Annotated in this window: 24 protein-coding genes; 11 read left to right on the top strand and 13 right to left on the bottom strand. The window is 58.2% G+C overall.

What is annotated here, in order from left to right:
• The first annotated feature begins 3 nt into the window (after positions 1 to 3).
• On the top strand, positions 4 to 1,212 hold the full coding sequence (locus H2Z84_RS15130) for a heme biosynthesis protein HemY (protein ID WP_181836725.1): 1,209 nt from the start codon (positions 4 to 6) through the stop codon (positions 1,210 to 1,212).
• 66 nt (positions 1,213 to 1,278) lie between these two features.
• Here H2Z84_RS15130 and H2Z84_RS15125 read toward each other — a convergent pair whose 3' ends face one another.
• From H2Z84_RS15125 to rpmH, 12 genes are all read right to left on the bottom strand, one after another.
• Entirely contained in the window at positions 1,279 to 1,716 is a 438-nt protein-coding gene (locus H2Z84_RS15125; protein WP_181836724.1) for an META domain-containing protein, read from the bottom strand.
• A 29-nt stretch (positions 1,717 to 1,745) separates the two neighbouring features.
• Entirely contained in the window at positions 1,746 to 2,426 is a 681-nt protein-coding gene (locus tag H2Z84_RS15120; RefSeq protein ID WP_181836723.1) for an META and DUF4377 domain-containing protein, read from the bottom strand.
• Positions 2,427 to 2,608: 182 nt separating this feature from the next.
• Positions 2,609 to 3,982: an NAD(P)(+) transhydrogenase (Re/Si-specific) subunit beta gene (locus H2Z84_RS15115; protein ID WP_181836722.1), complete on the bottom strand. Its 1,374-nt coding sequence runs from the start codon at positions 3,980 to 3,982 to the stop codon at positions 2,609 to 2,611.
• Between the two features lie 9 nt (positions 3,983 to 3,991).
• Positions 3,992 to 4,288, bottom strand: a complete 297-nt coding sequence (locus H2Z84_RS15110; protein ID WP_045848133.1) for a proton-translocating transhydrogenase family protein — start codon at positions 4,286 to 4,288, stop codon at positions 3,992 to 3,994.
• Between the two features lie 10 nt (positions 4,289 to 4,298).
• Complete coding sequence (locus tag H2Z84_RS15105; RefSeq protein WP_181836721.1) at positions 4,299 to 5,420, bottom strand: Re/Si-specific NAD(P)(+) transhydrogenase subunit alpha; 1,122 nt, start codon at positions 5,418 to 5,420, stop codon at positions 4,299 to 4,301.
• A gap of 699 nt (positions 5,421 to 6,119) precedes the next feature.
• Positions 6,120 to 6,905: a substrate-binding periplasmic protein gene (locus H2Z84_RS15100; protein WP_181836720.1), complete on the bottom strand. Its 786-nt coding sequence runs from the start codon at positions 6,903 to 6,905 to the stop codon at positions 6,120 to 6,122.
• A 194-nt stretch (positions 6,906 to 7,099) separates the two neighbouring features.
• Positions 7,100 to 8,215, bottom strand: coding sequence for a sterol desaturase family protein (locus H2Z84_RS15095; protein ID WP_181836719.1), 1,116 nt, complete (start codon positions 8,213 to 8,215; stop codon positions 7,100 to 7,102).
• Between the two features lie 145 nt (positions 8,216 to 8,360).
• On the bottom strand, positions 8,361 to 9,713 hold the full coding sequence (gene mnmE / locus H2Z84_RS15090; protein WP_181836718.1) for a tRNA uridine-5-carboxymethylaminomethyl(34) synthesis GTPase MnmE: 1,353 nt from the start codon (positions 9,711 to 9,713) through the stop codon (positions 8,361 to 8,363).
• 151 nt (positions 9,714 to 9,864) lie between these two features.
• Positions 9,865 to 11,514: a membrane protein insertase YidC gene (gene yidC / locus H2Z84_RS15085; RefSeq protein WP_181836966.1), complete on the bottom strand. Its 1,650-nt coding sequence runs from the start codon at positions 11,512 to 11,514 to the stop codon at positions 9,865 to 9,867.
• 19 nt (positions 11,515 to 11,533) lie between these two features.
• The gene (gene yidD, locus H2Z84_RS15080; protein ID WP_045848138.1) at positions 11,534 to 11,743 is read right to left on the bottom strand and encodes a membrane protein insertion efficiency factor YidD; all 210 of its coding nucleotides are present in this window, start codon (positions 11,741 to 11,743) and stop codon (positions 11,534 to 11,536) included.
• The gene (gene rnpA / locus H2Z84_RS15075; RefSeq protein ID WP_124645323.1) at positions 11,719 to 12,081 is read right to left on the bottom strand and encodes a ribonuclease P protein component; all 363 of its coding nucleotides are present in this window, start codon (positions 12,079 to 12,081) and stop codon (positions 11,719 to 11,721) included. Before rnpA ends, yidD begins: the two co-directional genes overlap by 25 nt.
• A 7-nt stretch (positions 12,082 to 12,088) precedes the next feature.
• Complete coding sequence (gene rpmH, locus H2Z84_RS15070; RefSeq protein ID WP_103523664.1) at positions 12,089 to 12,223, bottom strand: 50S ribosomal protein L34; 135 nt, start codon at positions 12,221 to 12,223, stop codon at positions 12,089 to 12,091.
• Positions 12,224 to 12,577: 354 nt separating this feature from the next.
• Between rpmH and dnaA the strand changes: the two genes are divergently transcribed.
• The 10 genes from dnaA to H2Z84_RS15020 all read left to right on the top strand — a co-directional run bounded on the left by dnaA (position 12,578) and on the right by H2Z84_RS15020 (position 24,984).
• The gene (dnaA, locus tag H2Z84_RS15065) at positions 12,578 to 13,975 is read left to right on the top strand and encodes a chromosomal replication initiator protein DnaA (protein WP_181836717.1); all 1,398 of its coding nucleotides are present in this window, start codon (positions 12,578 to 12,580) and stop codon (positions 13,973 to 13,975) included.
• 53 nt (positions 13,976 to 14,028) lie between these two features.
• A complete protein-coding gene (gene dnaN / locus H2Z84_RS15060; RefSeq protein WP_103523662.1) occupies positions 14,029 to 15,135 on the top strand; it encodes a DNA polymerase III subunit beta in 1,107 nt (368 codons plus the stop codon).
• A 135-nt stretch (positions 15,136 to 15,270) separates the two neighbouring features.
• Positions 15,271 to 17,661, top strand: coding sequence for a DNA topoisomerase (ATP-hydrolyzing) subunit B (gene gyrB, locus H2Z84_RS15055; RefSeq protein ID WP_181836716.1), 2,391 nt, complete (start codon positions 15,271 to 15,273; stop codon positions 17,659 to 17,661).
• Positions 17,662 to 17,691: 30 nt separating this feature from the next.
• On the top strand, positions 17,692 to 17,844 hold the full coding sequence (locus tag H2Z84_RS21550) for a ribbon-helix-helix protein, CopG family (RefSeq protein WP_369597790.1): 153 nt from the start codon (positions 17,692 to 17,694) through the stop codon (positions 17,842 to 17,844).
• A complete protein-coding gene (locus H2Z84_RS15045) occupies positions 17,841 to 19,346 on the top strand; it encodes a DNA cytosine methyltransferase (protein ID WP_181836714.1) in 1,506 nt (501 codons plus the stop codon). Before H2Z84_RS21550 ends, H2Z84_RS15045 begins: the two co-directional genes overlap by 4 nt.
• Positions 19,315 to 20,961 (top strand): McrB family protein, encoded by a 1,647-nt coding sequence (locus H2Z84_RS15040; protein WP_181836713.1) that lies wholly within the window; start codon positions 19,315 to 19,317, stop codon positions 20,959 to 20,961. The genes H2Z84_RS15045 and H2Z84_RS15040 overlap by 32 nt, the downstream gene beginning before the upstream one ends.
• A gap of 9 nt (positions 20,962 to 20,970) precedes the next feature.
• Entirely contained in the window at positions 20,971 to 22,635 is a 1,665-nt protein-coding gene (locus H2Z84_RS15035; RefSeq protein ID WP_181836712.1) for a DUF2357 domain-containing protein, read from the top strand.
• Between the two features lie 9 nt (positions 22,636 to 22,644).
• Positions 22,645 to 23,118 (top strand): very short patch repair endonuclease, encoded by a 474-nt coding sequence (locus H2Z84_RS21545; protein WP_181836711.1) that lies wholly within the window; start codon positions 22,645 to 22,647, stop codon positions 23,116 to 23,118.
• A 466-nt stretch (positions 23,119 to 23,584) separates the two neighbouring features.
• Positions 23,585 to 23,980, top strand: a complete 396-nt coding sequence (locus H2Z84_RS15025; protein ID WP_181836710.1) for a hypothetical protein — start codon at positions 23,585 to 23,587, stop codon at positions 23,978 to 23,980.
• Positions 23,981 to 24,315: 335 nt separating this feature from the next.
• Positions 24,316 to 24,984, top strand: a complete 669-nt coding sequence (locus tag H2Z84_RS15020; protein WP_181836709.1) for an alpha/beta hydrolase — start codon at positions 24,316 to 24,318, stop codon at positions 24,982 to 24,984.
• Positions 24,985 to 25,029: 45 nt separating this feature from the next.
• Here the strand turns inward: H2Z84_RS15020 and H2Z84_RS15015 are convergent, their stop codons facing one another.
• Complete coding sequence (locus tag H2Z84_RS15015) at positions 25,030 to 26,139, bottom strand: autotransporter outer membrane beta-barrel domain-containing protein (RefSeq protein WP_181836708.1); 1,110 nt, start codon at positions 26,137 to 26,139, stop codon at positions 25,030 to 25,032.
• Between the last annotated feature and the right edge of the window lie 330 nt (positions 26,140 to 26,469).

Genomic DNA, 26,469 nt, shown 5'->3' with positions numbered 1-26,469 from the left:
CCGGTGAAATTTGTCATCTGGATTACCGGCCTGTTTGCCCTGGCCGTACTGGTGGGGCTGGCCTCCACCCTGAATACCGGCTACGCCATCCTGTTTTTGCCGCCCTATCGCATGGAGGTGTCGTTCAACCTGCTGCTGCTGGGCATCGTGGCACTGATAGCACTGGCCTACGTGGTGATGCGCATCATCAGCATCACCGCCGGACTGCCTGCCGAAGTGCGCCGTTTCCAGCGTCAGAAAAAGCTGAAAGCCGCCCGCCATGCCCTGCGTGAAGCCGGTATCGCCTTTTTCGAAGGCCGCTTCCAGAAGGCGGAACGTGAAGCGCTCAAGGCCATGACCGACGAGTACGCACCGGAAAACCGTGCGCTCGCCCTGCTGCTGGCAGCCCGCTCCGCGGGTGCTACCGGCGATCTGGAAAAGCGTGACAGCTATCTGCAACAGCTGGATGTCCTGCCTGAGCGCCTGCAGCTGGCCCGTCACATGCTGGATGCAGAGCTGAAGCTGGAAGCCAAGGATGCACTGGGTGCGCTGGCAGCCATCGAACGCGCCCGCGCCCTGTCGCCCAATCTTACCAACGCCCTGCGCCTGGAGTTGAAAGTCCGCCTGCTGCAACGCCAGCCGGAAGCTGTCCTGGCACTGACGGAAAAGCTGCTCAAGGCAGAGGCGCTGGAACCTGCACAGGCCCGCCGCTACCGTCTGGCCGCCTACAGCCAGCAGCTGACCGGCTTTGTCGGTGGCCGCGAAGTGCGCGACTGGCTGCGCCGCATCCCGGACGCCGAACGGCGCAATCCGGTGCTGGTCAGCGAAATCGTCAGCCGGCTGATTGCGTTGGAAGACTTTGACTATGCCGCCACCTTGCTGGGTGAGGCGCTGGCCGATGAAGAACAGGCCACGCCGGAACTGGCACGCGAGCTGGGTCAGCTGGCCGAACGCCTGTCACCGGAAAAGCGGCTGGAACTGATGCGCGATGCAGAAGGCTGGCTCAAGAGCCGTCCACGCGACCACATGCTGTTGCTGGCGCTGGGCCGGTTGGCCATGAAGCAGCAGCTGTGGGGCAAGGCGCAAAGCTATCTGGAGGCCAGCAACTCCATCAGCGCCACACTATGTGCCAATGCCGAACTGGCCCGTCTGTTCGAGGCTACCGGCAAGGAAGAACAAGCCGCGCAGCATTACCACCGCAGCCTGGAACTTGCACTGGCCAAAGGCGACTGAAGCCCGGTCACCCAGTAAAAAGCCCGCGTTTAACAACGCGGGCTTTTTCTTTGTCATCTCTGCCGTTCAACTACCGTCATGAGTAGTCTCGCGCTGGAATTCCAGCTGGTCGGAGCCCGCCTGCAATTGCAGCCGATTGCCCTGCAGTGTCAGCCGGGGCTGTGCCGACAGCAACTGGCTCAGGCTGCGCTCACGCTGATCCAGCGGTGGCGGGCAGGCCATCAGGGTCGACATCATCGCCCCGGTCTTGAGTAGGCCATTCTCCAGGCTCACCACACTGCCCATGCCATTACAGCCGGCAGAAGCATGCAGACGGCCCGCGGCAAACTCCAGCCGGTAGGGCTGATCCTTACCAGCATCCACCTGTTGCCAGCGGCCTTCCAGGCTGGCCAGATCACGCGGTGCCTGCCAGCCCTGTGGCTTATTCGCGGGCGTGGCCGGCGGCGCGCTGGCACAGCCAGTCAACCAGCCAAGGGCCAGTACCGGCATCCAGAAATGTTTCATGCGCTGACTCCTGACTGAGCAGTCGGTGCTCATTGCACACTGCGGCTGATCGTTTCGCTGAATACCACGCGCTCCAGAATGGTCCGTACCGCCGAGGCATCCGCAGGCGGGTTCGGCACGGTTTCATAGCGCAGCTTCAGGTAGTAGGCGGTATCGGGCTGCGGGGTGAAACCCTCGATCGCGCCGTAGAACAACTGCCAGGGCTGGTTTTCGCTACTGCGCACCTGCAAGCATTGCATCTGCCCGGCTCCCGCACTGCAGTTCTTGCGCTGGCTGCTGACATACAGATACTGCGGCCGCTGCGCCGGAGCTGCGGCGGCTGCGGGGTGGCCTGCCGTCTTATCCAGCTTGCGTACAAAACGGTATTCGCCCGCGCTACTAGTTAGCACCAGTTGCTGCACCTTGCCATCGGTCTTGATCTGGAAGGGCTGCGACAGGAAGCCTATATAGGCCTGTTCGGTCTGCATCATGGCGGGTGGGCACATCATGCGCGTGGTGGCCACCACCAGCTTGCCCTCGGCATTGGTGTGGCCGGTAAAGCGGTTACAACCGGCAAAACCGCTGATGCCCTTGGCCTGGAACGACAGCGTGGGCAGCGGTTCGGCCACTTTGGGCGATACCAGCTGCCATTCACTGCCCTGCAGATTGGGCTGGGCAAATACAGGAGCAGACAACAGGGCCGCGATAACAGCGCTCGTTTTCCAGTGCATATTCATCTCCAAAATTAAATAACGCTAATATTTAAGAGGCCGGAACACGCTATGAGTTCCATACAGTGACTACTGTCAACCCATCCTAAGGATGGCCGCGCCCGCCGCCAAGCCTGCGCGGCAGGCAAGAAAAAACCCTGCCGGCCAGGCAGGGTTTGCTTGGAAAGCGGTGGTGCGCAGGCTTAGTGCACCACTCCCTTTACCAGGTCTTCCACCACTTTTTTGGCATCGCCAAATACCATCATGGTCTTGTCCATGTAGAACAGCTCGTTGTCGAGGCCGGCATAGCCCACGCTCATCGAGCGTTTCACCACGATCACCGTGCGCGCCTTGTGCGCTTCCAGAATCGGCATGCCGTAGATGGGGCTGGCCTTGTCCTTCTGCGCCGCCGGGTTGACCACGTCGTTGGCACCAATCACCAGCACCACGTCGGTATTGTTGAAGTCGGAGTTGATCTCCTCCATCTCCAGTACCTGTTCGTAGGGCACTTCGGCTTCGGCCAGCAGCACGTTCATGTGGCCCGGCATGCGGCCTGCCACCGGGTGAATGGCGTAGCGCACGGTCACGCCCTTCTCGTGCAGCAACTCGGCAAACTCCTGCAAGGCATGCTGGGCGCGCGATACCGCCAGGCCATAACCCGGCACGATCACCACGCTGTCGGCATTGCTCATCAGAAAGGCCGCGTCTTCTGCCGAACCGGATTTGTAGTTCTTCGGACCGGTATCTCCAGCCGGGCCAGCGCCGCCCGACTCCGCACCAAAGCCGCCCAGCAGCACCGAGACGATGGAACGGTTCATCGCCTTGCACATGATGTAGGACAGGATGGCACCAGACGAACCCACGCAGGCACCGGCAATGATCAGCACCGGGTTGTTCAGCGTAAAGCCGATACCCGCCGCCGCCCAGCCGGAGTAGGAGTTGAGCATGGACACCACCACCGGCATGTCGGCACCGCCAATGGGGATGATCAGCGTCACGCCCAATACCAGCGCAATGGCCACCATGGCGAGGAAGGCCGCGTGGCTGTCGGTCACGAAGTAGGCAATACCAAAGCCCACCATGGCCAGTGCCAGCACTAGGTTCAGCAGATGCTGGCCGTTAAAGCTGACGGCCTTGGAACCAAAGCGGCCGGACAGCTTGCCGTAGGCAATCACCGAGGCGGTGAAGGTGATAGCACCGATAAAGGCACCGATGAACAGCTCCACCTTCTGTACGCCCGTGTGTTCCACACCGCTATGGAAGATGGCGGCCACGGCGATCAGCACCGCCGACAGGCCCACCAGCGAGTGCATGGCGGCTACCAGTTCCGGCATGCCGGTCATTTCCACCGTTCTGGCTTTCCAGCCACCGATCACGGCACCGGCAACAATGGCAGCGGCAATCAGCCCCAGCACCGGCTTGTCCATGATCATGAAGGTGGTGACCACGGCGATGACCATGCCGATGATGCCGAACTTGTTGCCGCGCAGCGCTGTCACCGGGCTGGACAAGCCCTTGAGCGCCAGGATGAACAGCACGGCCGCCACCAGATAAAGTACTGCAGAAATATTAGCCATGGTTCTTCCTTACTTTTTCTTCTTCTTGAACATGTCCAGCATGCGCTGGGTGACCATGAAGCCGCCGAAGATGTTGATACTGGCCAGGAAGATGCCGATGGTACCCAGCACCGAGGTGAGGGTGATTTCGGAACCGTTGATGTCCACCACCTGCAGCATGGCGCCGACGATGATGATGCCGGAAATGGCATTGGTCACCGCCATCAGCGGGGTATGCAGCGCCGGGGTGACGTTCCACACCACGTGGTAGCCGACAAACACGGCCAGCACGAAGACGGTAAGGCTGGCGATAAAGGGATCGACCATCTTGTTCTCCTTAGTTGGCCGCCGGGAAACGTACCTGGCCGTCGTGGGTCACCAGGGTGGCCGCCAGCAGGTCGTCTTCCAGATTGAGGGTGAAACCGTCCTTGCTCAGCATCAGCGACAGGAAGGTCAGCAGGTTCTTGGCATACAGGCTGGAGGCATCCGCCGCCAGCTCGCCCGGCAGGTTGAACTGGCCCACCACGGTGACGTGATTGTCCGTCACCACCACCTCACCCGGCTGGGTGCGTTCACAGTTGCCACCGGCTTCAGCGGCGATATCGATGATCACCGAGCCCGGCTTCATCGCGGCCACGATGTCGGCGCTAATCAGCGTCGGCGCCTTCTTGCCCGGAATCAGCGCGGTAGTGATGATGATGTCGGCAGCGCGGGCGTGCTTGCTGACCAGCTCAGCCTGACGACGCTTGTAGTCGTCCGACATTTCCTTGGCGTACACCCCGTCGCTGGCGGCCTTTTCCTCAGCCGTCATCGGTACTTCGATAAACTTGCCGCCCAGCGATTCCACCTGCTCCTTGGTGGACGGGCGCACGTCGGTGGCTTCCACCACCGCACCCAGGCGCTTGGCCGTGGCAATAGCCTGCAGACCGGCCACACCAACACCCATGATCAGCACCTTGGCCGGTTTCACCGTGCCGGCAGCGGTCATCAGCATGGGCATGAAGCGCGGATAGTAATGGGTAGCCAGCAATACCGCCTTGTAGCCGGCGATATTGTTCTGGCTGGACAGCACATCCATGCTCTGCGCCCGCGTGGTACGCGGCAGCAGCTCCATGGCAAAGGCGGAAACCTTGCGCGCAGCCAGCTGCGGGAAAGTCGTGTTCTGGTAGGGGGCCAGCTGGCCGATCAGCACAGCTCCCGGCTTCAGCTCGGCAATGCCGGCTTCGTCCAGCGCACGCACGGTGAGCACGATGTCGGCCTGTGCCAGCGCCTCGGCCCGATTGGCCGCAATGCTGGCACCCAGTTCTGCATAAGCCGCGTCGGGAGCGGCGGCAAACTGCCCGGCTCCCTGCTCCACCACCACGGTGTGACCCATGGCGATCAGCTTTTTCACCGTTTCCGGTGTCGCGGCCACGCGTTTTTCACCAGCCAGCCTTTCGGCCGGAATAGCGATCTGCATGGTCAAATTCTCCTGCAATGTGAAATGACAAAAAACAAAACCCAAAAGATAGCGAACGCCCGTGCGAGGCTTTTCGAACGAGCGTTTGAATTATATTAAAACCATGAATGTTGATTTTGCGCAATACTTTTACAAAATTGCGACAACTACCAACCATATACCGTCTGACGATCTGGTCAATACGGCAGGGTTTTCCGGGCAGGGATCAGGCTGCGCAGAAATCGGGTACGGGCAGGGCGTCGGCACGACCTGCGCTGTGCGCCTGCCCATGCGGCACCTCTGGTGCAGGAAAAATCAACTGGCATACCGGGCGGCAAGAGCAGTAGCAAGTATGGAAATGCACCGCGTTGCCTGACACTAACGGTTCGCCCGCCCGCTTGTAAAGCAGGGTTAACCATTAACACTAAGGTACTGTAAATCAAAATGAATAGCCGACTGGCCGGGGAGAAAACCTTGAGCGGAAGGTGTTTTATCGCGCAGTGCACCATTTTGCAAAGCCAGTTACCGACACTGGCAAAGTGGATGGCACGAACCGCTCAACCTCGCCTTGGCAAAGGGCACAATCAGGCGGCCAACCACTGAGTGCGACAACGGAAGAGCCAGATCCAGCCACATTAGCGACATCACAATGAGGCCGGCTGCTGTTTGTCCAAGCGCGTGAGACCAGAGCGCCTCAGGCAGCGCGCTTCGCCATCTCACTCATTTTGGCGCAGTAGCCGTTGCGGCCAGCAGTCTGGCAATGCTGCCATCACGCAGCATGCCACGCAGCACAGCCGTCAGTTGGTCACGCCGGGCATACCAGGGTGAGCGGCGTGCCAGCCCAAGCCGACGTTCTTCCTGCGCAGGCAATTGCAGTGGCTGCTCTCGAACCAGTGCTTCCCAGCCCTGGCTGCGCAACAGCTCCATGCCGTTACGCCGATTAATGACCAATGCATCAATGCGCCCAGCCAGTAACTTGCGGAAATTGGACAAGCTGTTTGGTGCGAAGTCACGCTCTAGCTGTTTATCCTGATCAAAAACAGGTAGATACCGCACACCTTCCACCACACCAATGCGTAAGGGATAGAGGTCGGCAAAGCGGCGTATCTGGCGAGCATCAGCACGCCGCAGGTAAATCGCCAGCGGTGTGGCGGCCGCAAAAGGAGGATCGAGAAAATCGATGTATGCATCGCGGTCATCGCTGTTGCGCACGCCGATCACCAGATCGGCCTGGCCTTGGCGCATGGCTTGCAGACAACGCAGCAGGGGACAGGGAAGGTAATGCACCGGAGCATCCAGCCGTGCTGCCAGCAGCTTGACGATTTCCACATAGGGACCGGACGGCTGGCCCTGTGCATCCAGCGTTTTCCAGGGGCTGAAGGTATTGAATGCCAGTATCAGTGGCGGACGGCCCGCCCAAGCCGGGCATAAACACAGTGACAGGAGAATGGGCAACAAGCCGCGCAGGAAAGGCAATATGGCATCCGCAAAATGATTTTTGCTCATGCTATCGCCAAACCCTGACACGGTGCAGGTTTTTTGTTGCTGCCAGCACAGGGGCGGTGCATGCGTGTGCAGGGCCACGCTGATGCGGCGTGAACAACACCGGGCGAACGCTCATTGAATCACGGTAAACGCCGCATCCTTAGTTGTTTCAGACGGCTTTCGCCATGCCTCGCTCACGAGAACTTGGCAGGCTCTTACAGCAGCCAGGCTGCCAGCAGCAGCAGTGCATCCAGCAGCAACAGCCCGGCCACAGCCAGACGGCGCTGCAGCAGGCTGCCCAAGCCCATCAGGCCGGCCACCAGCAACAAGGCAAATGCCCACAGGTGCAAAGTGTCCAGGCCATCGGCTTGCCATAGATACGCTGCCCCCGCTGCGGTCAGCAGTACAAACTGCAGCAGTGCCAGTGCCATGCTGCTGCGGGTTAGCGGCAGATCAAAGCGCTGGCGCGCACGCTGCAGATCAAACGCTGGGCTGTTGTCCACCACGCCGGCCGGCAGCCAGCCCGGCGGCTTGAACCACACCTTGAACTTGTCCTGCCAGCGTGGGGCCTGACAGGCCAGCTGCCATAGCGGCACATAGCCGGACACCACCGCCCACAGCGGATTCCAGCTATTGAGCGGCGTGCGCGTACCGTATATCGGGGCCTCTTCCTCCACCGCAAAAGTACCGAATAGCCGGTCCCAGATGATCAACATGCCGCCGTAGTTTTTGTCCAGGTATTGATCATTCACCGCATGATGCACCCGATGATTGGACGGCGAAGAAAACACCCGGTCGAACCAGCCCAGCTTGCCGATATGTTCGGTATGAATCCAGAACTGGTAGAGCAAGACGATGAGCCCGGCCAATGCAAACTGGGCCGGAGCAACACCGGCCAGCGCCATGGGCAAATAGAAGGGCCAACCTAGAAAAGCCACGGTGCTTTCCTGACGCAAGGCAGTGGACAGATTGAAATCCTGGCTTTGGTGATGCACGGCATGCGCCGCCCAGAACACTGCGCTTTCATGCCCCACCCGATGCAGCCAGTAATCGCAGAAATCGAACATCACGATGGCCAGCAGCCAGCCCCACACGCTATTCCACAGTGCAGCGCGGGGAAACAGCGCCAGATGCCGCCATGTCAGCGCATACAGACCGATCTGGAACAAGGCACTGACACTGGCGACCAACTGGCTGAGCAAACCCTGGCTGAGGCTGGCCAGCGCGTCACTCAGGCGATAGGTGTTGCGGCCAATGGCCAGGCCATAACCCAGCTCCACCAGCATCAGCAGCAGGAAAACCGGGAAGGCGTATACGGTGATTTGTTCCATCAGACTTGATCCGCGAGACATGGAAAACGGCAGGAGAACTGCCTGTACCGAACGGTACAGCAAAGTCAGGGGAAAGATTGTTGGAGTTTTGTTGCGCCCCTCGCCAGGCTACAGGCTGCCCGACAGAGGGGTGCGCTGATGGGGCTTACTTGCCGATGCAGAAACGGCTGAAAATCACCCCCAGCAAGTCGTCCGGGGTGAACTGGCCGGTAATTTCCGACAGCGCATTCTGCGCAAGTCGCAGCTCTTCGGCGAAAATCTCCACCATTTCCCAATCGGTATGCGCCAGCTCCATATGCTCGGAGGCGCGGCGGATGGCGTCCAGGTGGCGTTCGCGTGCCAGGAATACACCTTCGCTGGCCCCGCTATAGCCAATCAGTTCCAGCAGCCGCGCTTTCAGCAAGTCGACCCCGGCATGGGTGCGGGCGGACAGGTGCAGCACGCTGCGGCCATCTTGTTCGGACAGGCCGATGGCATCGCCACTGAGGTCGGCCTTGTTGTAGATGAACAGGCGCGGCAGCTGCGGCGGAATACGCTCCAGAATGGCCTCCAGCTCGGTGGTGACACCGTCACGGCTGTCCACCAGCACCAGCGCCACATCGGCGCGCTCCACCGCCTGCCAGGTGCGCTCGATGCCGATCTTTTCCACCACATCGTCGGTATCGCGCAGGCCGGCGGTATCGATAATGTGCACCGGCACGCCGTCGATGACGATTTCCTCGCGCACGGTGTCGCGGGTGGTGCCGGCGATGTCGGTGACGATGGCAATATCGTCGCCGGCCAGTGCATTCATCAGGCTGGACTTGCCAACATTGGGCTGGCCCACCAGCACCACGTGCATGCCCTCACGCAGGATGGCCCCCTGCCGCGCCGTAGCCTGCACCTGTTGCAGACGCTGACGCAGGGTTTGCAGCTTGCCCAGCGCGTCCGCCTGTTTGAGAAAATCGATTTCCTCTTCCGGGAAATCCAGCGTGGCTTCCACCAGCATGCGCAGGGTGATCAGCTCATCCACCAGCACATGGATTTCATTGGAAAACGCCCCTTTCAGCGACTTGAGCGCGCTGCGGGCAGCGCTTTCGCTGGAGGCGTCGATCAGGTCGGCCACGCTTTCTGCCTGGGCCAGATCCATCTTGTCATTGAGGAAAGCACGTTTGGAGAACTCGCCCGGCTCGGCCAGCCGTGCACCCAGCTGCAGGCAACGCGACAGCAGCATGTTGAGCACCACCGGCCCGCCATGGCCTTGCAGCTCCAGCACGTCTTCGCCGGTGAAGCTGTTGGGGCCGGGGAAGTACAGCAGCAGACCGTTGTCGATGGCCTGGCCATCGGCGGCGTAGAAATCGGTATAGGTGGCGTAGCGTGGCTTGGGCTGCTTGCCGCCACTCAGTGCCGCAGCAAAGGGCAGCAAGTCGCACCCTGACACGCGGATGACGCCCACGCCACCGCGACCGGGAGCGGTAGCAATGGCGCAGATGGTGACGGGAGCGTAGAGGGTAGACATGCGGGCTTTCCTTGCGGCTGACAGGCTGACCGAAGCAGCCGCTACATGGATGGCGGCAGCTGCTTCGGTCAGCTTGCGCTGATTTTTTACTGTATCAGGAAAAAAGCCCGGCCTTTATTTGGCCGGGCTTTCTGGAACACTACCGTCCGTTTCAGGACTGCAGGGCTACTTTCTTGCTGTTTTCAATGCTCTTGTTGATGTACCACTGCTGGGCAATCGACAGGATGTTGTTGACTGCGTAGTACAGCACCAGACCAGCCGGGAAGAAGAAGAACATGGCCGAGAAGGCAACCGGCATGATTTTCATCATCTTGGCCTGCATCGGGTCAGTCGGCGGCGGGTTCAGGAAGGTCTGCAGGAACATGGTAGCGGCCATGATCACCGGCAGCACATAGAACGGGTCCGGGCGGGCCAGGTCGGTGTACCACAGGATCCACGGTGCCTGACGCAGCTCAACCGAAGCCAGCAGCGCCCAGTACAGGCCGATGAACACCGGAATCTGGATCAGCATGGGCAGACAGCCACCCAGCGGATTCACCTTCTCGCTCTTGTACATCTCCATCACCGCCTGCTGGAACTTCATGCGGTCGTCGCCGTATTGTTCCTTCATGCGCTCCAGACGCGGTGCCAGGGCCTTCATCTTGGCCATGGAGCGGTAGGAAGCAGCAGTCAGCGGATAGAAGATGGCCTTCACGGTGAGGGTGAGCAGCACGATTGCCCAGCCCCAGTTCTGTACCAGACCGTGCAGCTTGGTCAGCAGCCAGAACAGCGGCGAAGCAAAGATGTGCACCCAGCCATAGTCCTTGGAATATTCCAGGCCATCAGCAACCTTGGTCAGCACGCTGTAGTCTTCCGGGCCGGCATACAGCGGCACGGTGATGGCGGCGGTCTGGCCGGGGTTGATGGTTTTCAGGTCGACGGTAGCAGCAGCCGAATACAGGCCGTTGCTATCCTTCAGCTCGAAGTGGCAGGATTTTTCATCCTTGCACACGCTGGCAGCATCTACCGGCTTCAGGATCCAGGCGGTCATGAAGTAATGCTGCAACATGCCCACCCAGCCGTCGGTCGCATTCTTGGCGTAGTCGCCCTTGCCCTTGGCCAGATCTTCGAAGGAAACCTTCTGGAACTTGTTTTCGGCAGTGTAAACAGCCGGGCCGGTAAAGGTGTGAGCAAAGCGGCCTTCGCCTTCCGGTGCCTGGCCGTCACGCAGCAGACGGTAGTAGGCGGTCGGGGCCAGCGGCGTACTGCCGCCGTTGTGGATATCGAAGCGAACGCCGATATCGTAGCTGCCCTTCTTGAAGGTGTAGGTTTTCACCACTTGCACGCCATTGGCTACCGGGGCGGTCAGTTTCACCTGCAGGCTGTCGCCGCTCAGGGTGTAGCTGGACTGCTCGGCGCTATAGACGGTTTTGTGGGTGGGCAATGCCGGATTGCTGGCTGCCACCAGGCCGGTCTGGGCTACATACACGCGACCATTCTTGTCGGTGAGCAGCTCGAACGGCTTTTTGGCATCCGTGGCGGAATCGTGTTTCAGCAGGTCGAGCTGACGCAGGTCGCCGCCTACGGTATCGATTTCTGCCTTGATCACATCGGTGCTGACGCGAATGCGCTGACCGGCGGTAAGCTTGGCTGCATCAACAGGCTGGGCGCTGGCGGTACGGCTGGCCGGTGCGTCCGGCTGCGAAGCCGTTTGGGTCTGTGCCACCTGCTGCGGAGCAGGCTTGGGCGCAAAGTACTCCTGCCACAGCAGGAGGATGCCCATGGACAGGACGATGAAGATTATGAGTCGCTTGGAATCCATCTCTACGATACCGGAAAGTTCAGGGAACCGGGTCATAACCACTGCCACCCCAGGGGTGACAGCGCCCGATGCGTTTCATCGCCAGAAAGCCGCCCTTGCAGGCGCCATGCTTTCTCACCGCCTCGATCGCGTAACTGGAACAGGTCGGCACATAGCGGCACCGTGGTGCCAGCCATGGGCTGATGGCCAGTTGATAAAAACGGATCAGGAGGATGAGGAGGCGCGACATCGTGCCAGTTTAGCAAAGAGTGTAGACAAGGCGATGACAGCTTCTGCTCTGTCAGCGCGGGAAAAGGCCTGTTTGGCTCGGACGATGTAGTCCTGCGCCGGCAAAGCCGCCTGATTCAGGCGAAACCACTCGCGTACCGTACGCTTGATGTAGTTTCGGCGTACTGCCCGCTTGTGAACCTTTTTGCCGACAACAAGGCCGACACGGGCATGGCCCAGTTCATTGGGGCGGGCGTACACCTGAAACAAAGCTGTGCTGCGCGCTTGCCGCAAACTAAAAACGGATGAAAATTCATCCGTTTTTAATAGCCGGTGCACACGGCGAAAGCGATAAGTCATTGCTAACTTATACGGCCAGGCGCTTGCGACCCTTGGCGCGACGGGCGGCGATAACTGCGCGGCCACCGCGGGACTTCATGCGAACGAGGAAGCCGTGAGTGCGCTTGCGGCGGGTATTGGAAGGCTGGTAAGTACGCTTCATGATAAAGAATTCCTGTTTCGAAACGGAAATAAACGCGTGATTTCACAAGAAAAACCGCCGCTTGTCAATGGCAAATTTTTAGTACACCTGTGGATAACTTTGCTGAAAACCGTTAGAATGTCGAAACTTAACGCACCTCACCCCCTGCGTAATTATTAAACGAGACCACCCGCCCAGGGCGGTATGCGCGACAGGAGGATGGTGCAAGCCACTGCCATGCATGAACACATGCCAAGGTTACGCCCCACGCCAGGCGCACTGCGCCGGCCAACCCACCGGGCGGCAAACCATGGCCCATCCCGCCGAACCTGATAATCGTCACGGCGGGTTTTTGCTTTTACTTGTGTGTACTTAATGACCGAACTGGATCAATTCTGGCCTGCCTGCCTCGCTCGCCTCGAGGCCGAACTGTCTTCACAGCAGTTCAACACCTGGATCAAGCCGCTGGCGGCCGAAGCCAACGATGAAGGCATTGCGCTGTTTGCACCCAATCGCTTCATCATGCAGTTCATCAAGGACCGTTTCCTCGGCCGCATTGAAGAACTGGCTGTCGAGCTGGTTGGCGAAGCCCCGGTCGAGCTGCGCCTGGGTGCGCCCAGCAGCAAGCCGCTGGCCGTGCCGGCAGCCGTAGGCAATGGCGCGCGCAAACCCGCGCCCACCCCGGCCGCCAGCAATATTCCCAGCCAGGCCAAGCAGGCCGCAGTAAAAGCCATTGGCGGCAGCCACGAAAGCACCCGGCTCAACCCCTCGTTTACCTTTGACACCCTGGTAACCGGTAAGGGTAACCAGCTGGCGCGTGCAGCGGCCATGCAGATTGCCGAAAATCCGGGCGACCAGGCCTACAACCCGCTGTTTGTGTATGGCGGTGTCGGCCTGGGTAAGACCCACTTGATTCAGGCCATCGGCAACCACGTATTCCAGAAAAACCCGCAAGCCAAGATCCGCTACATCCACGCCGAACGCTATGTGGCCGACATCATGCGCGCCTATCAGCACAAGGCGTTTGACGAGTTCAAGCGCTACTACCATTCGCTGGACCTGCTGCTGATCGACGACATCCAGTTTTTTGCCGGCAAGAACCGCACTCAGGAAGAATTCTTCTACGCCTTCAATGCGCTGATCGAGGGTGGCAAACAGGTCATCATGACCTGTGACACCTACCCCAAGCAGATAGAAGGCATGGAAGAGCGACTGATCTCGCGCTTCTCCTGGGGCCTGACCGTGGAAATCCAGCCGCCGGAGCTGGAAATGCGTGTGGCTATTTTGATGAAAAAGGCCGAGGCCGACAGTATCAAGCTGGATCACCCGGTGGCGTTTTTCATTGCCCAGAACGTACGCTCCAATGTGCGCGAACTGGAAGGCGCGCTCAAACGCGTGGTGGCCTATGCCCGCTTTACCAACCAGAACATCTCGCTGGATCTGGTAAAAGAAGCGCTGAAAGACATCCTGGCCGCCGGCAACCGCCAGGTCACGGTGGATGCCATCCAGAAAACCGTGGCCGAGTACTACAAGATCAAGCTGTCTGACATGCACAGCAAAAAGCGCAGCCGCGATATTGCCCGGCCGCGCCAGGTGGCGATGGCACTGGCCAAGGAGCTGACCCAGCTTTCCCTGCCCAATATCGGCGACGCCTTTGGTGGGCGCGACCACACCACCGTGCTGCATGCCTGCAAGACCATTGCCGAAATGCGCAGTAATGACGCCGATATGGCACACGATTACGATACGCTGCTATCCATGCTGCGTAATTGAACGATGTTGATTCAACCGATAACTGACTCTGGACACATTCGGGAGCCCGAAACATGCTGATCCTGCAAGCCGAACGCGATGCCCTTCTCAAGCCCCTGCTGGCGGTGACCGGTATTGTCGAACGACGCCATACCCTGCCGATTCTTTCCAATGTACTGATTGAAAAGAAGGGCGGCCAGGTAGGCTTTCTGGCCACCGATCTGGAAATCCAGATCACCACCGCCAGTGCCGACGAACTGCCGGGCGAAGACTTCCGCCTGACCACCTCGGCCAAAAAGCTGCAGGACATCCTGCGCGCCATCCCGGACAAGGCCACGGTCACGCTGGAACAGCTGGACGGCCGCCTGACGCTGAAAGCCGGCAAAAGCCGCTTCAATCTGCAAACTCTGCCGGCGGAAGACTTCCCGCTGCTGTCGGTGGGCTCGGCCTCGGACGCCAGCTTCACCCTGCCGCAGCGCGAACTGAAGCGCCTGATCTCGCAGGTGCAGTTTGCCATGGCCGTGCAGGACATCCGTTACTACCTCAACGGCCTGTTGATGCAGACCGACGGCAACCAGGTAAAACTGATCGCCACCGACGGCCACCGCCTAGCCTTTGCCAGCGCCGACGTGGAAGCCACCCTGCCCAAGGCCGAAGTCATCCTGCCGCGCAAGACCATCCTGGAGCTGTACAAGCTGCTGCAGGACAGCGACGACGAAATCAATATCGAAGTGCTGGCCAACCAGGTGCGCTTCAGCTTTGGCTCCACCGTGATCATCAGCAAGGTAGTCGACGGCAAGTTCCCCGACTACAACCGCGTGATTCCGCTGGATAACGACAAGATCTTCCTGATCGAACGCCTCACCTTCCTGCACGCGCTGCAACGCGCCGCCATTCTGGCCAACGAAAAATTCCGTGGCGTGCGGCTGGTACTGGCACCGGGCAAGATGTCCATCCTGTGTACCAATAGCGAGCAGGAAGAAGCGGAAGAAGAACTGGAAATCGCCTATCAGGGCGGCGAGCTGGAAATCGGCTTCAACATCAACTACCTGCTGGATGTGCTGACCAACCTGCCGGCCGACACCCTGCAGATGGCGTTTGGCGATTCCAACCGCAGCACGCTGGTCACCATTCCCGACTACAGCAACTTCAAGTACATCGTGATGCCGATGCGCATCTGATAGAGCAACACAGTCGGAAGTAGCCGCTGCCACTGGCAGCAGTTTTCGAGATTTTGAGTATAAGCGGCAAAGGGCGGTACAGCGCGGACGGGGACATCCCCCTCCGCCCCCTCCCCCACCGCAGGAAAGAAGCGGATGAGCGAACAGGAATACGGCGCGGATAGCATTAAAGTCCTCAAGGGTCTGGATGCAGTACGCAAACGCCCCGGCATGTACATTGGCGATACCTCGGACGGCACCGGTCTGCACCACATGGTGTTTGAAGTGCTGGACAACGCCATTGACGAAGCCCTGGCCGGCCATGCCGACACCATCAAGGTCATCATCAACCCCGACAACTCCATCACCGTATCGGACAACGGCCGGGGCATCCCCACCGACATCCACCCGGAAGAAGGACGTTCGGCGGCCGAAGTGATCATGACCATCCTGCACGCCGGCGGCAAATTCGACAGCAACAGCTACAAGATCTCCGGCGGCCTGCACGGCGTGGGCGTCTCCGTGGTGAACGCGCTGTCCGACTGGCTGAAGCTGAAGATCTGGCGTGACGGCAAGGTGCACGAAATGGAATTCCGCCGTGGCGATGCCGTGGCCCCGCTCACCGTCACCGGCCACAGCAACCACCGTGGCACCGAAGTCACCTTCCGCGCCAGCGAAGAAACCTTTGGCCTGGTGGAATTCCACTTCGACATCCTGGCCAAGCGCATCCGCGAACTGTCCTTCCTGAACCAGGGCGTGGGCATCAACCTGCTGGACAAGCGCAGCGGCAAAGAAGAAAACTTCGCCTTCTCCGGCGGCGTAGCCGGTTTTGTCGAATACATGAACCGCAACAAGAACGTGCTGCACCCCAAGGTGTTCCACGGCATTGGCGAAAAAGACGGCATGACGGTGGAAGTGGCCATGCAATGGAACGACTCCTACCAGGAAAGCGTCCAGTGCTTCACCAACAACATCCCGCAGCGTGACGGCGGCACCCACATGACCGCGCTGCGTCAGGTGATGACCCGTACGCTCAACCAGTACATCGAAGAACACGAAGTAGCCAAAAAGGCCAAGGTGGACACCACCGGCGACGACATGCGCGAAGGCCTCACCTGCGTACTGTCCGTCAAGCTGCCGGACCCCAAGTTCTCCAGCCAGACCAAGGACAAGCTGGTCTCCGGCGAAATCGGCCCGGTGGTCAACGAAGTCATCAGCGAAGCGCTCAAGAGCTATTTGCTGGAAAACCCCAACGACGCCAAAACCATCTGCGGCAAGATCGTCGATGCCGCCCGCGCCCGTGAAGCCGCGCGCAAAGCCCGCGAAATCACCCGCCGCAAAGGCATCATGGACGGCCTGGGCCTGCCCGGCAAACTGGCCGACTGCCAGGAAAAAGACCCCAAGCTGTGCGAACTGTACCTGGTCGAGGGTGACTCCGCCGGCGGCTCCGCCAAACAAGGCCGCGACCGCAAATTCCAGGCCATCCTGCCGCTGAAGGGCAAGATCCTCAACGTGGAACGCGCCCGCTTCGACAAGATGCTGCAAAGCCAGGAAGTCGCCACCCTGATTACCGCCATGGGCTGCGGTATCGGCAAGGACGAATACAACCCGGACAAGCTGCGCTACCACCGCATCATCATCATGACTGACGCCGACGTCGACGGCGCGCACATCCGCACCCTGCTGCTCACCTTCTTCTACCGCCAGATGCACGAACTGGTAGAACGCGGCCACATCTACATCGCCCAGCCGCCGCTGTACAAGGCCAAGCACGGCAAGCAAGAGCGCTACCTGAAGGACGACTACGAGCTGAACCAGTACCTGCTGCAACTGGCACTGGAAAAAGCCGAACTCGTCCCCGGCACCGACGCCGCCCCGCTGGCCGGCGACACCCTGGCCGAAGTAGCCCGCCAGTTCCTGCTGGCCCGCGCCGTGATCGAACGCGAAAGCCGCGTCATCGACCCGCTGGTGCTGGAAGCCATGCTCAAGTCCGGCCGCCTGTCACTGGAAACCGAGCAAGCCTCCAACGACACCATCGCCCGCCTGCGCGCACTGGTACCGGCAGAAGCCATCACGCTGGAACTGCTGCACGACGAAAAGAACGACGGCCACCTGATCAAGATCATCCGCAAACTGCACGGCAACGTGCTGGTGACGGTACTGGACCAGGACTTCCTGGAAACCGGCGACTACGCGGAACTGGCCAAAACCGGCGAACTACTGAGCGGCCTGCTGCAAGAAGGCGCAGCAGTACGCCGTGGCGAAACCGTGAAGCCGATCAGCGAATTTGGCCAGGCACTGGACTGGCTGCTGGCTGAAGTGAAAAAGGGCATGAACATCCAGCGCTACAAAGGCCTGGGCGAAATGAACCCGGAACAGCTGTGGGAAACCACCATGGACCCGAACGTGCGCCGCCTGCTGAAGGTACGCATCGAGGACGTGATGGGTGCCGACGACGTGTTCACCACCCTGATGGGCGACGACGTAGAACCCCGCCGTGCCTTCATCGAAGGCAACGCCCTGATTGCGCGGAATATTGATGTGTAATGGTGTAGGTTTGTACTTCTTCCAGAAGAAATATATGCCCAAGTCCTATCAATGGCTGAGGCAAACCATGTGTCATCTGCTTGGATCATACGAGCTGCAGTGCTTCAATTCCTGGAAGAGCATCAAGCTCAGCTTGAGTTACCTCTCCGGCAACCTCAATACAAAGGGGGAGAGACGCTATGACAAATCAAATCATACTTAGCAAACTCGAAAGACTGAAGAACGGGCAGAAGCCGCGTGTTCTCGATCTGTTCGCTGGCTGCGGTGGTCTTTCGTTAGGATTCCACGCAGCAGGCTTTGAGATTGGGGCTGCTGTTGAATTTGACCCAGATGCAGCACGTTCACATGGTCTGAATTTCCATGATGGTGACCCAAAGCACAGTTGTGCAATTGACATCACGGAGACTCATCCCGAAGACTTGGTTTCTAAGCTGGAACTGGGTCCGGTTCCAGAGGCCTTCGATGTGATCATCGGTGGGCCACCCTGCCAAGCATTTGCACGTGTAGGTAGATCCAAGCTGCGTGAGGTTGATGCTCATCCACAAGCATTTATTCATGACCCGAGAGCACGGTTGTACAAGGAATATCTCCGCTATGTGGATGCGTTCCAGCCTCTGGCAGTTCTCATGGAGAATGTGCCGGATATCTTGAATCATGGCGGACACAATGTCGCCGAGGAAACATGTGAGATTCTTGAGGCAAAGGGGTATGTCAGCAGGTACACGCTCCTTAACGCCGCGTTCTACGGAGTTCCTCAGATGCGCGAGCGGATGTTCCTCGTCGCATACCGTCGGGAAGTTGCAGACCAAGTTACATTCCCTGAGCCAACTAACTGGCTTGTATTACCTTCTGGCTACGAAGGGACCAGAGCTGTTGCGCTGAAAACAGTGGGGGGACTATTTGGTGAGGTTCATTCTTATGTCGCCCCCCCGGTCGCAACACCGGTGCAGGAGAGAGCGGTTACCGCTGAAGATGCCATAGGTGACTTACCTCTCATCAAAGCACGCGAACTTGTTGCTGCTGGCGCTCTGAAGCGTGGGGCACGGAGATTCGATCAGTTCATTCCCTATGGCAAAAAGTCCAAACTTTCTGGGTATGCTCAACTGATGCGTTCATGGCCAGGGTTTGAAGCATCGCCTGACGGCCTCAGAGATCATGTAATCCGGTATTTGCCCAGAGATTATGAGTTGTTTGCGAGGATGAATCCGGGGGATCAATACCCGGAGGCCTATCAGCATGCTGTTGAGATGTTTGAGGAACGTCTCACGGCGGCACGGGAAAAAGGGGCTGCTCTGAAAGAGGGCTCAGACGAGTACCAGCAGTTACGGGATTCAATCATTCCTCCATACGATGCCAGTAAGTTTCCAAACAAATGGCGCAAGATGTGGAAAGATCAGCCGGCTAGGACGTTGATGGCGCATCTTGGAAAGGATAGCTACAGTCATATTCATTATGACAGCCTGCAGGCAAGGACTATTTCTGTTCGGGAGGCTGCGAGACTGCAGTCGTTCCCTGACGGTTTCCAGTTCAGTGGGACAATGAACCCAGCTTTCCGTCAGATTGGTAATGCGGTTCCACCTCTTCTGTCAAAAGCCCTGGCCCAGACAATTATGGCAACTTTGCAAACACGAATAGCGCAATTACAGGAAGAACATGTCGGCGACAGAACGGCAGCAACAGTTTGAGGAGGCGATCCGGGCATTGCCCGATATCCGGGCGGATGCGCGAGTCGCAAAGAACTTTGGATTCTCGAATAGTGCACGCGTCATCGAAGGTGGGCTGTTCGCATGTACGAACAACATGGAGGCGTACTCCGCTGGATTGGTCGAGGGGCGTACATCACCTCTTGAGCAATTTATTTTCCTGTGTGTACTCAATTTTCCACCTCAGGATGAGGTGTACTTCGCCATTGTTATTTCTGCAGAAGCAGTAAAAATCAATAATGGGTTGCAGAAGCTGTTCCACGAGGGAGCAGAGAAAATTGCTCAATCAGGTAAGCCGGGAAAAATAAGTAATAACCTGAAGTTCTATATCACAGAAACAGGTCATATTTATTTTCATAATTATGACTTTAGGGAGTCGCTGCGCAGTGGTGCCCCTGAAGGACTCCTCGATCCGGATTGTATGGCAAAAGTCGACTCCATCCGGTTTGCTATTTGGCCGCCTGCGGCCTCGGCTCGCCGCAGTCTGCTTGCTCGTGAGTTTGTAGGGTATCTTGCCAGCCTTGTTGGCAGAGAGAAGGTTCATGAGCTCCGGATCTGGACTGATGCAGCATCAGTCAGCCCGGCAATGCGGCGATTGCCGAGCTCAATCCCTGTTGAGGACATTGAAACCTCTATTCGGGCTCAGGGGGGATATTACCCGGAAGGGGAGGTGCAACGATTTCATGCAGCACTCAACTTCCTTCCTCATAAGCACTTTGTCATCCTGACTGGGCTCTCCGGTACAGGTAAGACACAACTGGCCCTGAAGTATGCTCGTGCGGTACATGGCATTTCAGCGAGTGCTGCACCAGATCCGTTTTTATTCGTCTGCCCTGTGCGTCCGGAATGGACTGATCCAACCGGGTTAACGGGATACTATGATGTTCTATCAAACCGTTACATGGTTCCGCCATTCCTGGAAGCCGTGCTACTTGCGACGGCCCATGAGGATTCTCCTGTCTTTGTTGTACTCGATGAGATGAATCTGGCACGAGTCGAGTATTATTTATCGGATGTGCTGTCGTGTGTAGAGACGCAGGGAGAGCTTCTGTTGCATTCCAGTGGGGTTCCGCTTGAGGGTTCCACCGGCACAAGTATTCCGTCAGAGCTACGCCTGCCTCCGAATCTTTATATCATCGGCACCATTAACATTGATGAAACGACAAGCCCGGTAAGTGACAAGGTGCTGGACCGGGCGATGGTTATCGATATGTCGGCAGTTGATCTGGGCGGGTTCCTTGATGGGCTTGCCACCCGAGAACCCGATCTGCAGAGTGGGCGCGAGGCATGTGAGAAACATCTTCTTGCTGCGCATCGAGCTATGTCGGCGCATAGTCTGGGCTTTGGATACCGTGTTGCGGAAGAAGTGGTGCGCTATCACGCCTTCAGTGCTGTGCATCTCAAATCCCACCCGAACGAAGTCACCGATGATCTGATGGTCCAGAAAATTCTTGTGAAGCTTCGTGGTACTGAGAAGCAGCGCCCTCTTCTGAATGGTTTGCTGAAGGATCTGGGTGGCCTGCCGCGAGCGGTAGCATTCCTCAATAGATTACTTTCTGATCTGGATGAGTTTGGATCGTTTCAGGCCAGTCGCTAAGAGCATGCCATGACAACCCTGTTCATGCGGAAGGATAAGGGGGAGGTGGCATGGAGAGTCTGGCCGGACCCTGAGCCGGTATCTCCTGGTACGATTCAGGAAACCGGCAATTATCTGTTCGAGCTATTTGACGCTGAGAATGCGGCCTCTGCAGACCTTCTGATTGACGATGTCCCCCTGGAAGCTCTGCGGTCAGCCAGTCCAGATAAAGCACGTTGGAGGTGGTCCCCTAGTTTTCATGCAGGAACTGTTGAGGCTGAACTTCGACTGTGCGGGCGATCTCCCTTGCGATTTGAAATCGTTACAGACCCCGATTTACGAAAGCTTACCCGGGACGATTTTGACGCAATGCTCCGGGAGATTCTCGGAGACAGCTTTGCTCTCTTCGCGCTGAGCGGATTTCGCAAAGGGGTGGCTCGTGGAGATAGTAGCCGAACACCTCCAATAGCTAGGCTTGAGTTCTTGCGCTCGAGGATTTGCGAGCTGGAAGCGGTGGTGGCAGGGATTGTGAGAAGTCCCCGTCGCTTGCTTGGGATGGAGGAAACTGTCCTTCCATATCACCGAGCAGCTCGTGCAACGGGTCCCGAGATCATCCGGTCGTTCCGTTCCGGCCGGATTGCCCAGGAAACCCAGGCTCCAGGGCGTCTTCCAGCGTCGTTAAAGGGTTTTCTGCCTCAACAGATTCGAATCCGGCAGCGGTGCAGTTCACTTGATCTGCCAGAACATAGGCAGATTGGGGCGTGCCTGCGGGCATGGTCGTCCTGGTTGGCCGCTATGGCAGAGCAGCTGGATCGAAGTCAGCGGGATGAAGACCCGGAGATAAGTCTGGGAGCGAATGTCTGGTCCAGCCGATGCAAGAGGCTATCTCGGCGCGTGGGTCAGCTGGCTTCAGAGACGCCCTTTGTGGAGGCTGGTGATGCTTCCCCTCGACTTTTATTGTCCTCTATATTCCGGAACGACCCTGCTTACCGGCGGTTCTATCGTCTTTGGCAAGATATCAATCTGGGTATTGCATCAATTTTTGGTGAGTTCCTGAATCTACCGCTTGCCAGAACCTTTGATCTGTATGAACTGTGGTGCTTCCTTAGACTGGTCAGGGCTGCTGCAGAGGCATTCGGCCAGGAGCAACTGGATATCCAGGATCTGTTCATTGCAGATGCCAATGGCGGTATGACGCTGGCTGCGGGTAGTGCCACTGTTGATGTTGGAGCAGGCTGGAAATTATGTTTCCAGAAACAGTACAGGGAGTTCTGGAGTGAACCAGACGGACGTGGTTCCTATAGTCGAACGATGACTCCCGATATTGTTGCTGCGTCTGAACCTTGTACTGCCGAAGAGAGCGGACGGATGATTGTTCTTGATGCTAAGTACCGGATTGAGTCGGGGCTTAATGATGCACTTACTTCTATACATACTTATCGTGATGCACTGGTGCGGGAGGTCGCTTCCGGCAAAACAGAAGGTATTGTCACGGCTGCGTATCTGCTGACTCCATATTTACCAGCTTTGAATGCTGACTATAGGGATACACCGATGCCTGGGCGTCTGTTCCATCCGCTCTACCGTGCTGGTTTCCAGTTCGGGGCAGTCACTTTGCGGCCGGGCATGACGTTGGCTCAGTTTGTAGACGTGCTAAAGATCATCGTCGAGGATGCCGTCGGTAATCGGTCATGAGGTATATGCATGGACGTCCTTACGCCAGCCCAACGCAGGCTCAATATGAGCCGGATACGTGCAAGAGATACAAAGCCTGAATTGGTATTGAGGCGAGGGCTCCATGCAGCAGGGCTGCGTTTTCGCCTCTGTGTTCCTGAGTTGCCAGGCAAACCCGACCTTGTATTTCCGCGCTATCGGGCGGTAATTCTAGTCCATGGTTGTTTCTGGCATGGTCACGACTGCCCACTATTCAGATTGCCCGCTACCCGCACTGATTTCTGGAATACAAAGATTCGAGGCAATAGGGAGCGTGACGATAAGGTAGTTGTTGCGTTGCTCCATAGTGGCTGGCGGGTGCTGATTGTTTGGGAGTGTTGCTTTAAGGGGCCATCACGCCGACCTGTAGAAGAAGTCATTCAGTTATGCCGTAGTTTTGTTCTCGGAACGGCTCAGGAAGCGGTTTTGATGGGTCGACGTCGGGCCACACCTACTCTCCCTTAGGATTGGCGAATCAACTCCGTCAGCAAACCACGCGATTGGCATAAAAACAAGCCTAAATGACAGTTTAAGCAGAGTTGATACCATCCACGTGCTCAATGGCGCAGCAACGCTGTGGGTAAAACTCCTTTCTCTGCCCAACTGTGGATAACTCCCGGTCTGCTGGCCTATGCCACTGTCGAGGCCACCATCTTGCTTGCCTCTCCCCCTGTCACAGCTGATAATCGCCCGGTGTCGTTCAATAGCGGCACCGGGATTGGCGTCCCGACCCCACTTTGGCGGACTGCTACGTGCACACGTACCAGTCCTCGCACCATTGCTTTGCCTTTTTCCATGGCGGGCCTTGGTGGGAGCTCCTCCGGGAGCGCCGGGTTCAAGGTGACCGGTAACGCCAATCCTGCCATGTGCCTGCCACCCCCGATTGGCGTCGGAGGTGGTTGCGATGTACATCACCTTGGAGGGTTTTGCCATGAGCAGCACGCCTCGCGATACACCGCCACCTGGGCGGCCGTCTTTTTCTCCCCATCAGTCTGATCCGCAGTTTGCCCAGTTCTTGCAGCATGCTTGCCTGCCGCTGGGGCCGCTGCATGCCAGCCTGTCTGCCATGCAGGCGGCGCTGGGTGATCAGCCCGCACCGGCCGTGGCGCAGGCCTGGCAGGATGTGCTGGCGGTCTGCCATCGGCTGGAGGCGCAGCTGGCTGAGGTGGATGCGCGCTTGCTGGAAAGCCGCCGCACGCTGGAAGGTTTGCTGCAGTTGCTGAATACCGAGCATGCGGCCGCGCTGGAGCCGAGCGACCAGTATCTGATCCTGCAGCATCTGCATAATCTGCTTACCCGTACGCTGGCCGCACTGTATCCTACTTAGGCCTTCGCATTAGCCTGTACGCCGACATGGCCGGGATGGATCTGTGGCTCGGCCATCACAGCGGCCTGTCGTTGGGTGCCGGTATTGATCATGCCCACTGCCCCTGCGCTGGCGGTATAGTGGGCAGGTTTCTTTCCTCGCCATCGGCTGCCATGCGGTATTGTTCGCTACTTCTTGTATTCTTGTGCTGTGTTGGGCTGCTGTCCGCCTGCACCCACCTCCCTTCTGGCGCCGAAAGACAACTACAGGCGCAAAGCCTGCTTACCGCACAGGGCTGGCATTGGCAAACCGTGCAAGGCGGTGATTTCGACCTGTTTGCAGCAGCCAGGAGTGCCATGCCGGCCCAGGCCGATGTCATCACCATTTACCTGGAAGGCGACGGGCTGGCCTGGCTGAATATGGACACGCCATCGGATGACCCCACTCCGCTCAACCCGCTAGCCTTGCGGCTAGCCATGCAACAACCCGACGGCACCGCCATTTATTTGGGCAGGCCGTGCCAATATGCCACGCCACTGCCAGTGCAATGCACTGCGGCGCTGTGGACGGGTGCACGCTTTTCACCAGCAGTAGTTAATGCACTGGATGAGGCGGTGTCACAGCTCAAGCGCCAGTACCGGACGACACATATCAACTTGGTGGGCTATTCCGGCGGGGCCGCGCTGGCATTGTTGCTGGCAGAACGCCGCAACGATGTGCAGTTGCTGCTGAGTGTGGCCGGGAATGTGGACCCGCAGGAGTGGATTCGCCTGCACAATCTGTCGCCGCTGCAGGGTTCGCTGGATCCGCTGGCGAGGCTGCAGCAGCTGCGGGCCGGGCAGGTGTGGCTGTTTAGCGGAGAAGAAGACGAAAATATTCCGCCTGCACTCGCTGCCGCAGTGGCAGCGAGGCTGACACCGCAACTACAGGTGACGCAGCGCACACTTTCCGGTTTCAACCATCATTGCTGCTGGGACAACATCTGGCCAACACTATGGCGGCAGGCTACAGGGCAATTACCATGAAAAAAGGCCCATTCGGGCCTTTTCCTTGCTGTACATGCGGCGGAATCAGAAGGGCATGTTCAGGTTGAGCGAGACGGTCTGCCCCAGGTAGCTTTGACGGTATTCCAGATCGTAACGTCCGGTGATTTCCATACCGTTTTTGGTTTTGTAGGACAGGCCCAGTGCACCACGGCCCAGCCACGGGCTGGGATTAATACCACTGGTGGTGAAGGCGGCCGTCGGTGCGCCGGCATAGACAGAGGTAATGGCTGTCTGCTTGCTCATGGCGTCATAGCCCACACCCAGGCTGGTGCTGAGGGTAAGTTTGTCGTTGAGCTTGCTGACCAGTTTGCCATCCACGCCAAACACCAGTGCTTCGGTGTTTTGTGCGCCCACGTTCAGGTTAAGCGAACCGGCACCGCTTTCCTGATACCCATCGGCACGAATACGGGTGTAATCCACACGCAGCGACGGAATCAGGCTGTTCTTTTCGCTTAGCGCGTAGCTACGCGACAGGCTGAGGCCGGTGTGAACCGTCCAGCTGTCGTAACTGGCCTGGGCCACGTTGCTGGCAAAGGAAAGCGTGCGGCTGCTATCGTTCTTGTTCTGACCGATATCCGCCTGGAAATCCAGCGCAGTGCGCTCGTTCAGATCATAAGAGCCATAGCCGATCAGCTGGTAGCTATCCACTTTCAGGCTTTGCGGAGCACTGGCATTGCTGTCCACATCACTACGGGCATAGCTGAAAGCGGCACCCAGGCGCAGCTTGCTGTTGATCTTTCCATCCACACCACCGGCCAGGCCGTAGATATCAGCCTTGTATCCGCTGACGCCATCGGTATCGGCCTGGTCGGCACGCGAGCCGAAAGGCTTCAGCCAAACATTCTTGTCGGTGTAGTAAGTGTCACCAGACGATTGGCCACGCTGGGTGTTCAAGCGGCCAACAATCACCTGATTCACTGCGGTGGATGCGGCCTGAACAGCCTGGCCGGCGGCACCAGTCAGCACCGGCAGGGTCTGGCTGACCGCAGCGGATTGCTGCTGAGCCGTGCTGAGGCCGCTGAAACGCGATTGCAGTACGCTGTTGGCATCCAGTACACGGGCGGCGTTGATGCCGGGGTTATTGTGCTGGCTTTGAGTAGAACTGGTTAGGTTGGTATTGGGTGCGCTACTCACAACATAAGCGTAATACCATGACTGTGTATCACCTGTATTGCAATGAGCACTGACACAAGCAGTATTGAGCACATTGCCTAGGTAATAAACCAAAGTCATGACACCCGAGACATGCCCAAGCGCAAACAGTGCACCATCGCCGGAAGACGAAGCGCCACTGTATCCACCAGCATGTGTTGTCACCAAATTTGCGAATGCCGACGCGGCTGATTGGCTTCCCCACCAAGGCTGCGCGGATAGTGTTGCGGAATTACTTGCCCAATTCATGCGGGCCGAGGAAATAACGTACTGGGTACCGTTATACGTTACGGATACACTAGGAGGTGTATA

Source organism: Aquitalea aquatica (assembly GCF_013911085.1).
Classification (GTDB): Bacteria; Pseudomonadota; Gammaproteobacteria; order Burkholderiales; family Chromobacteriaceae; genus Aquitalea; species Aquitalea aquatica.
Note: the sequence above shows the minus strand (reverse complement) of the source record. Positions and strands in the feature narration are given on the sequence as shown.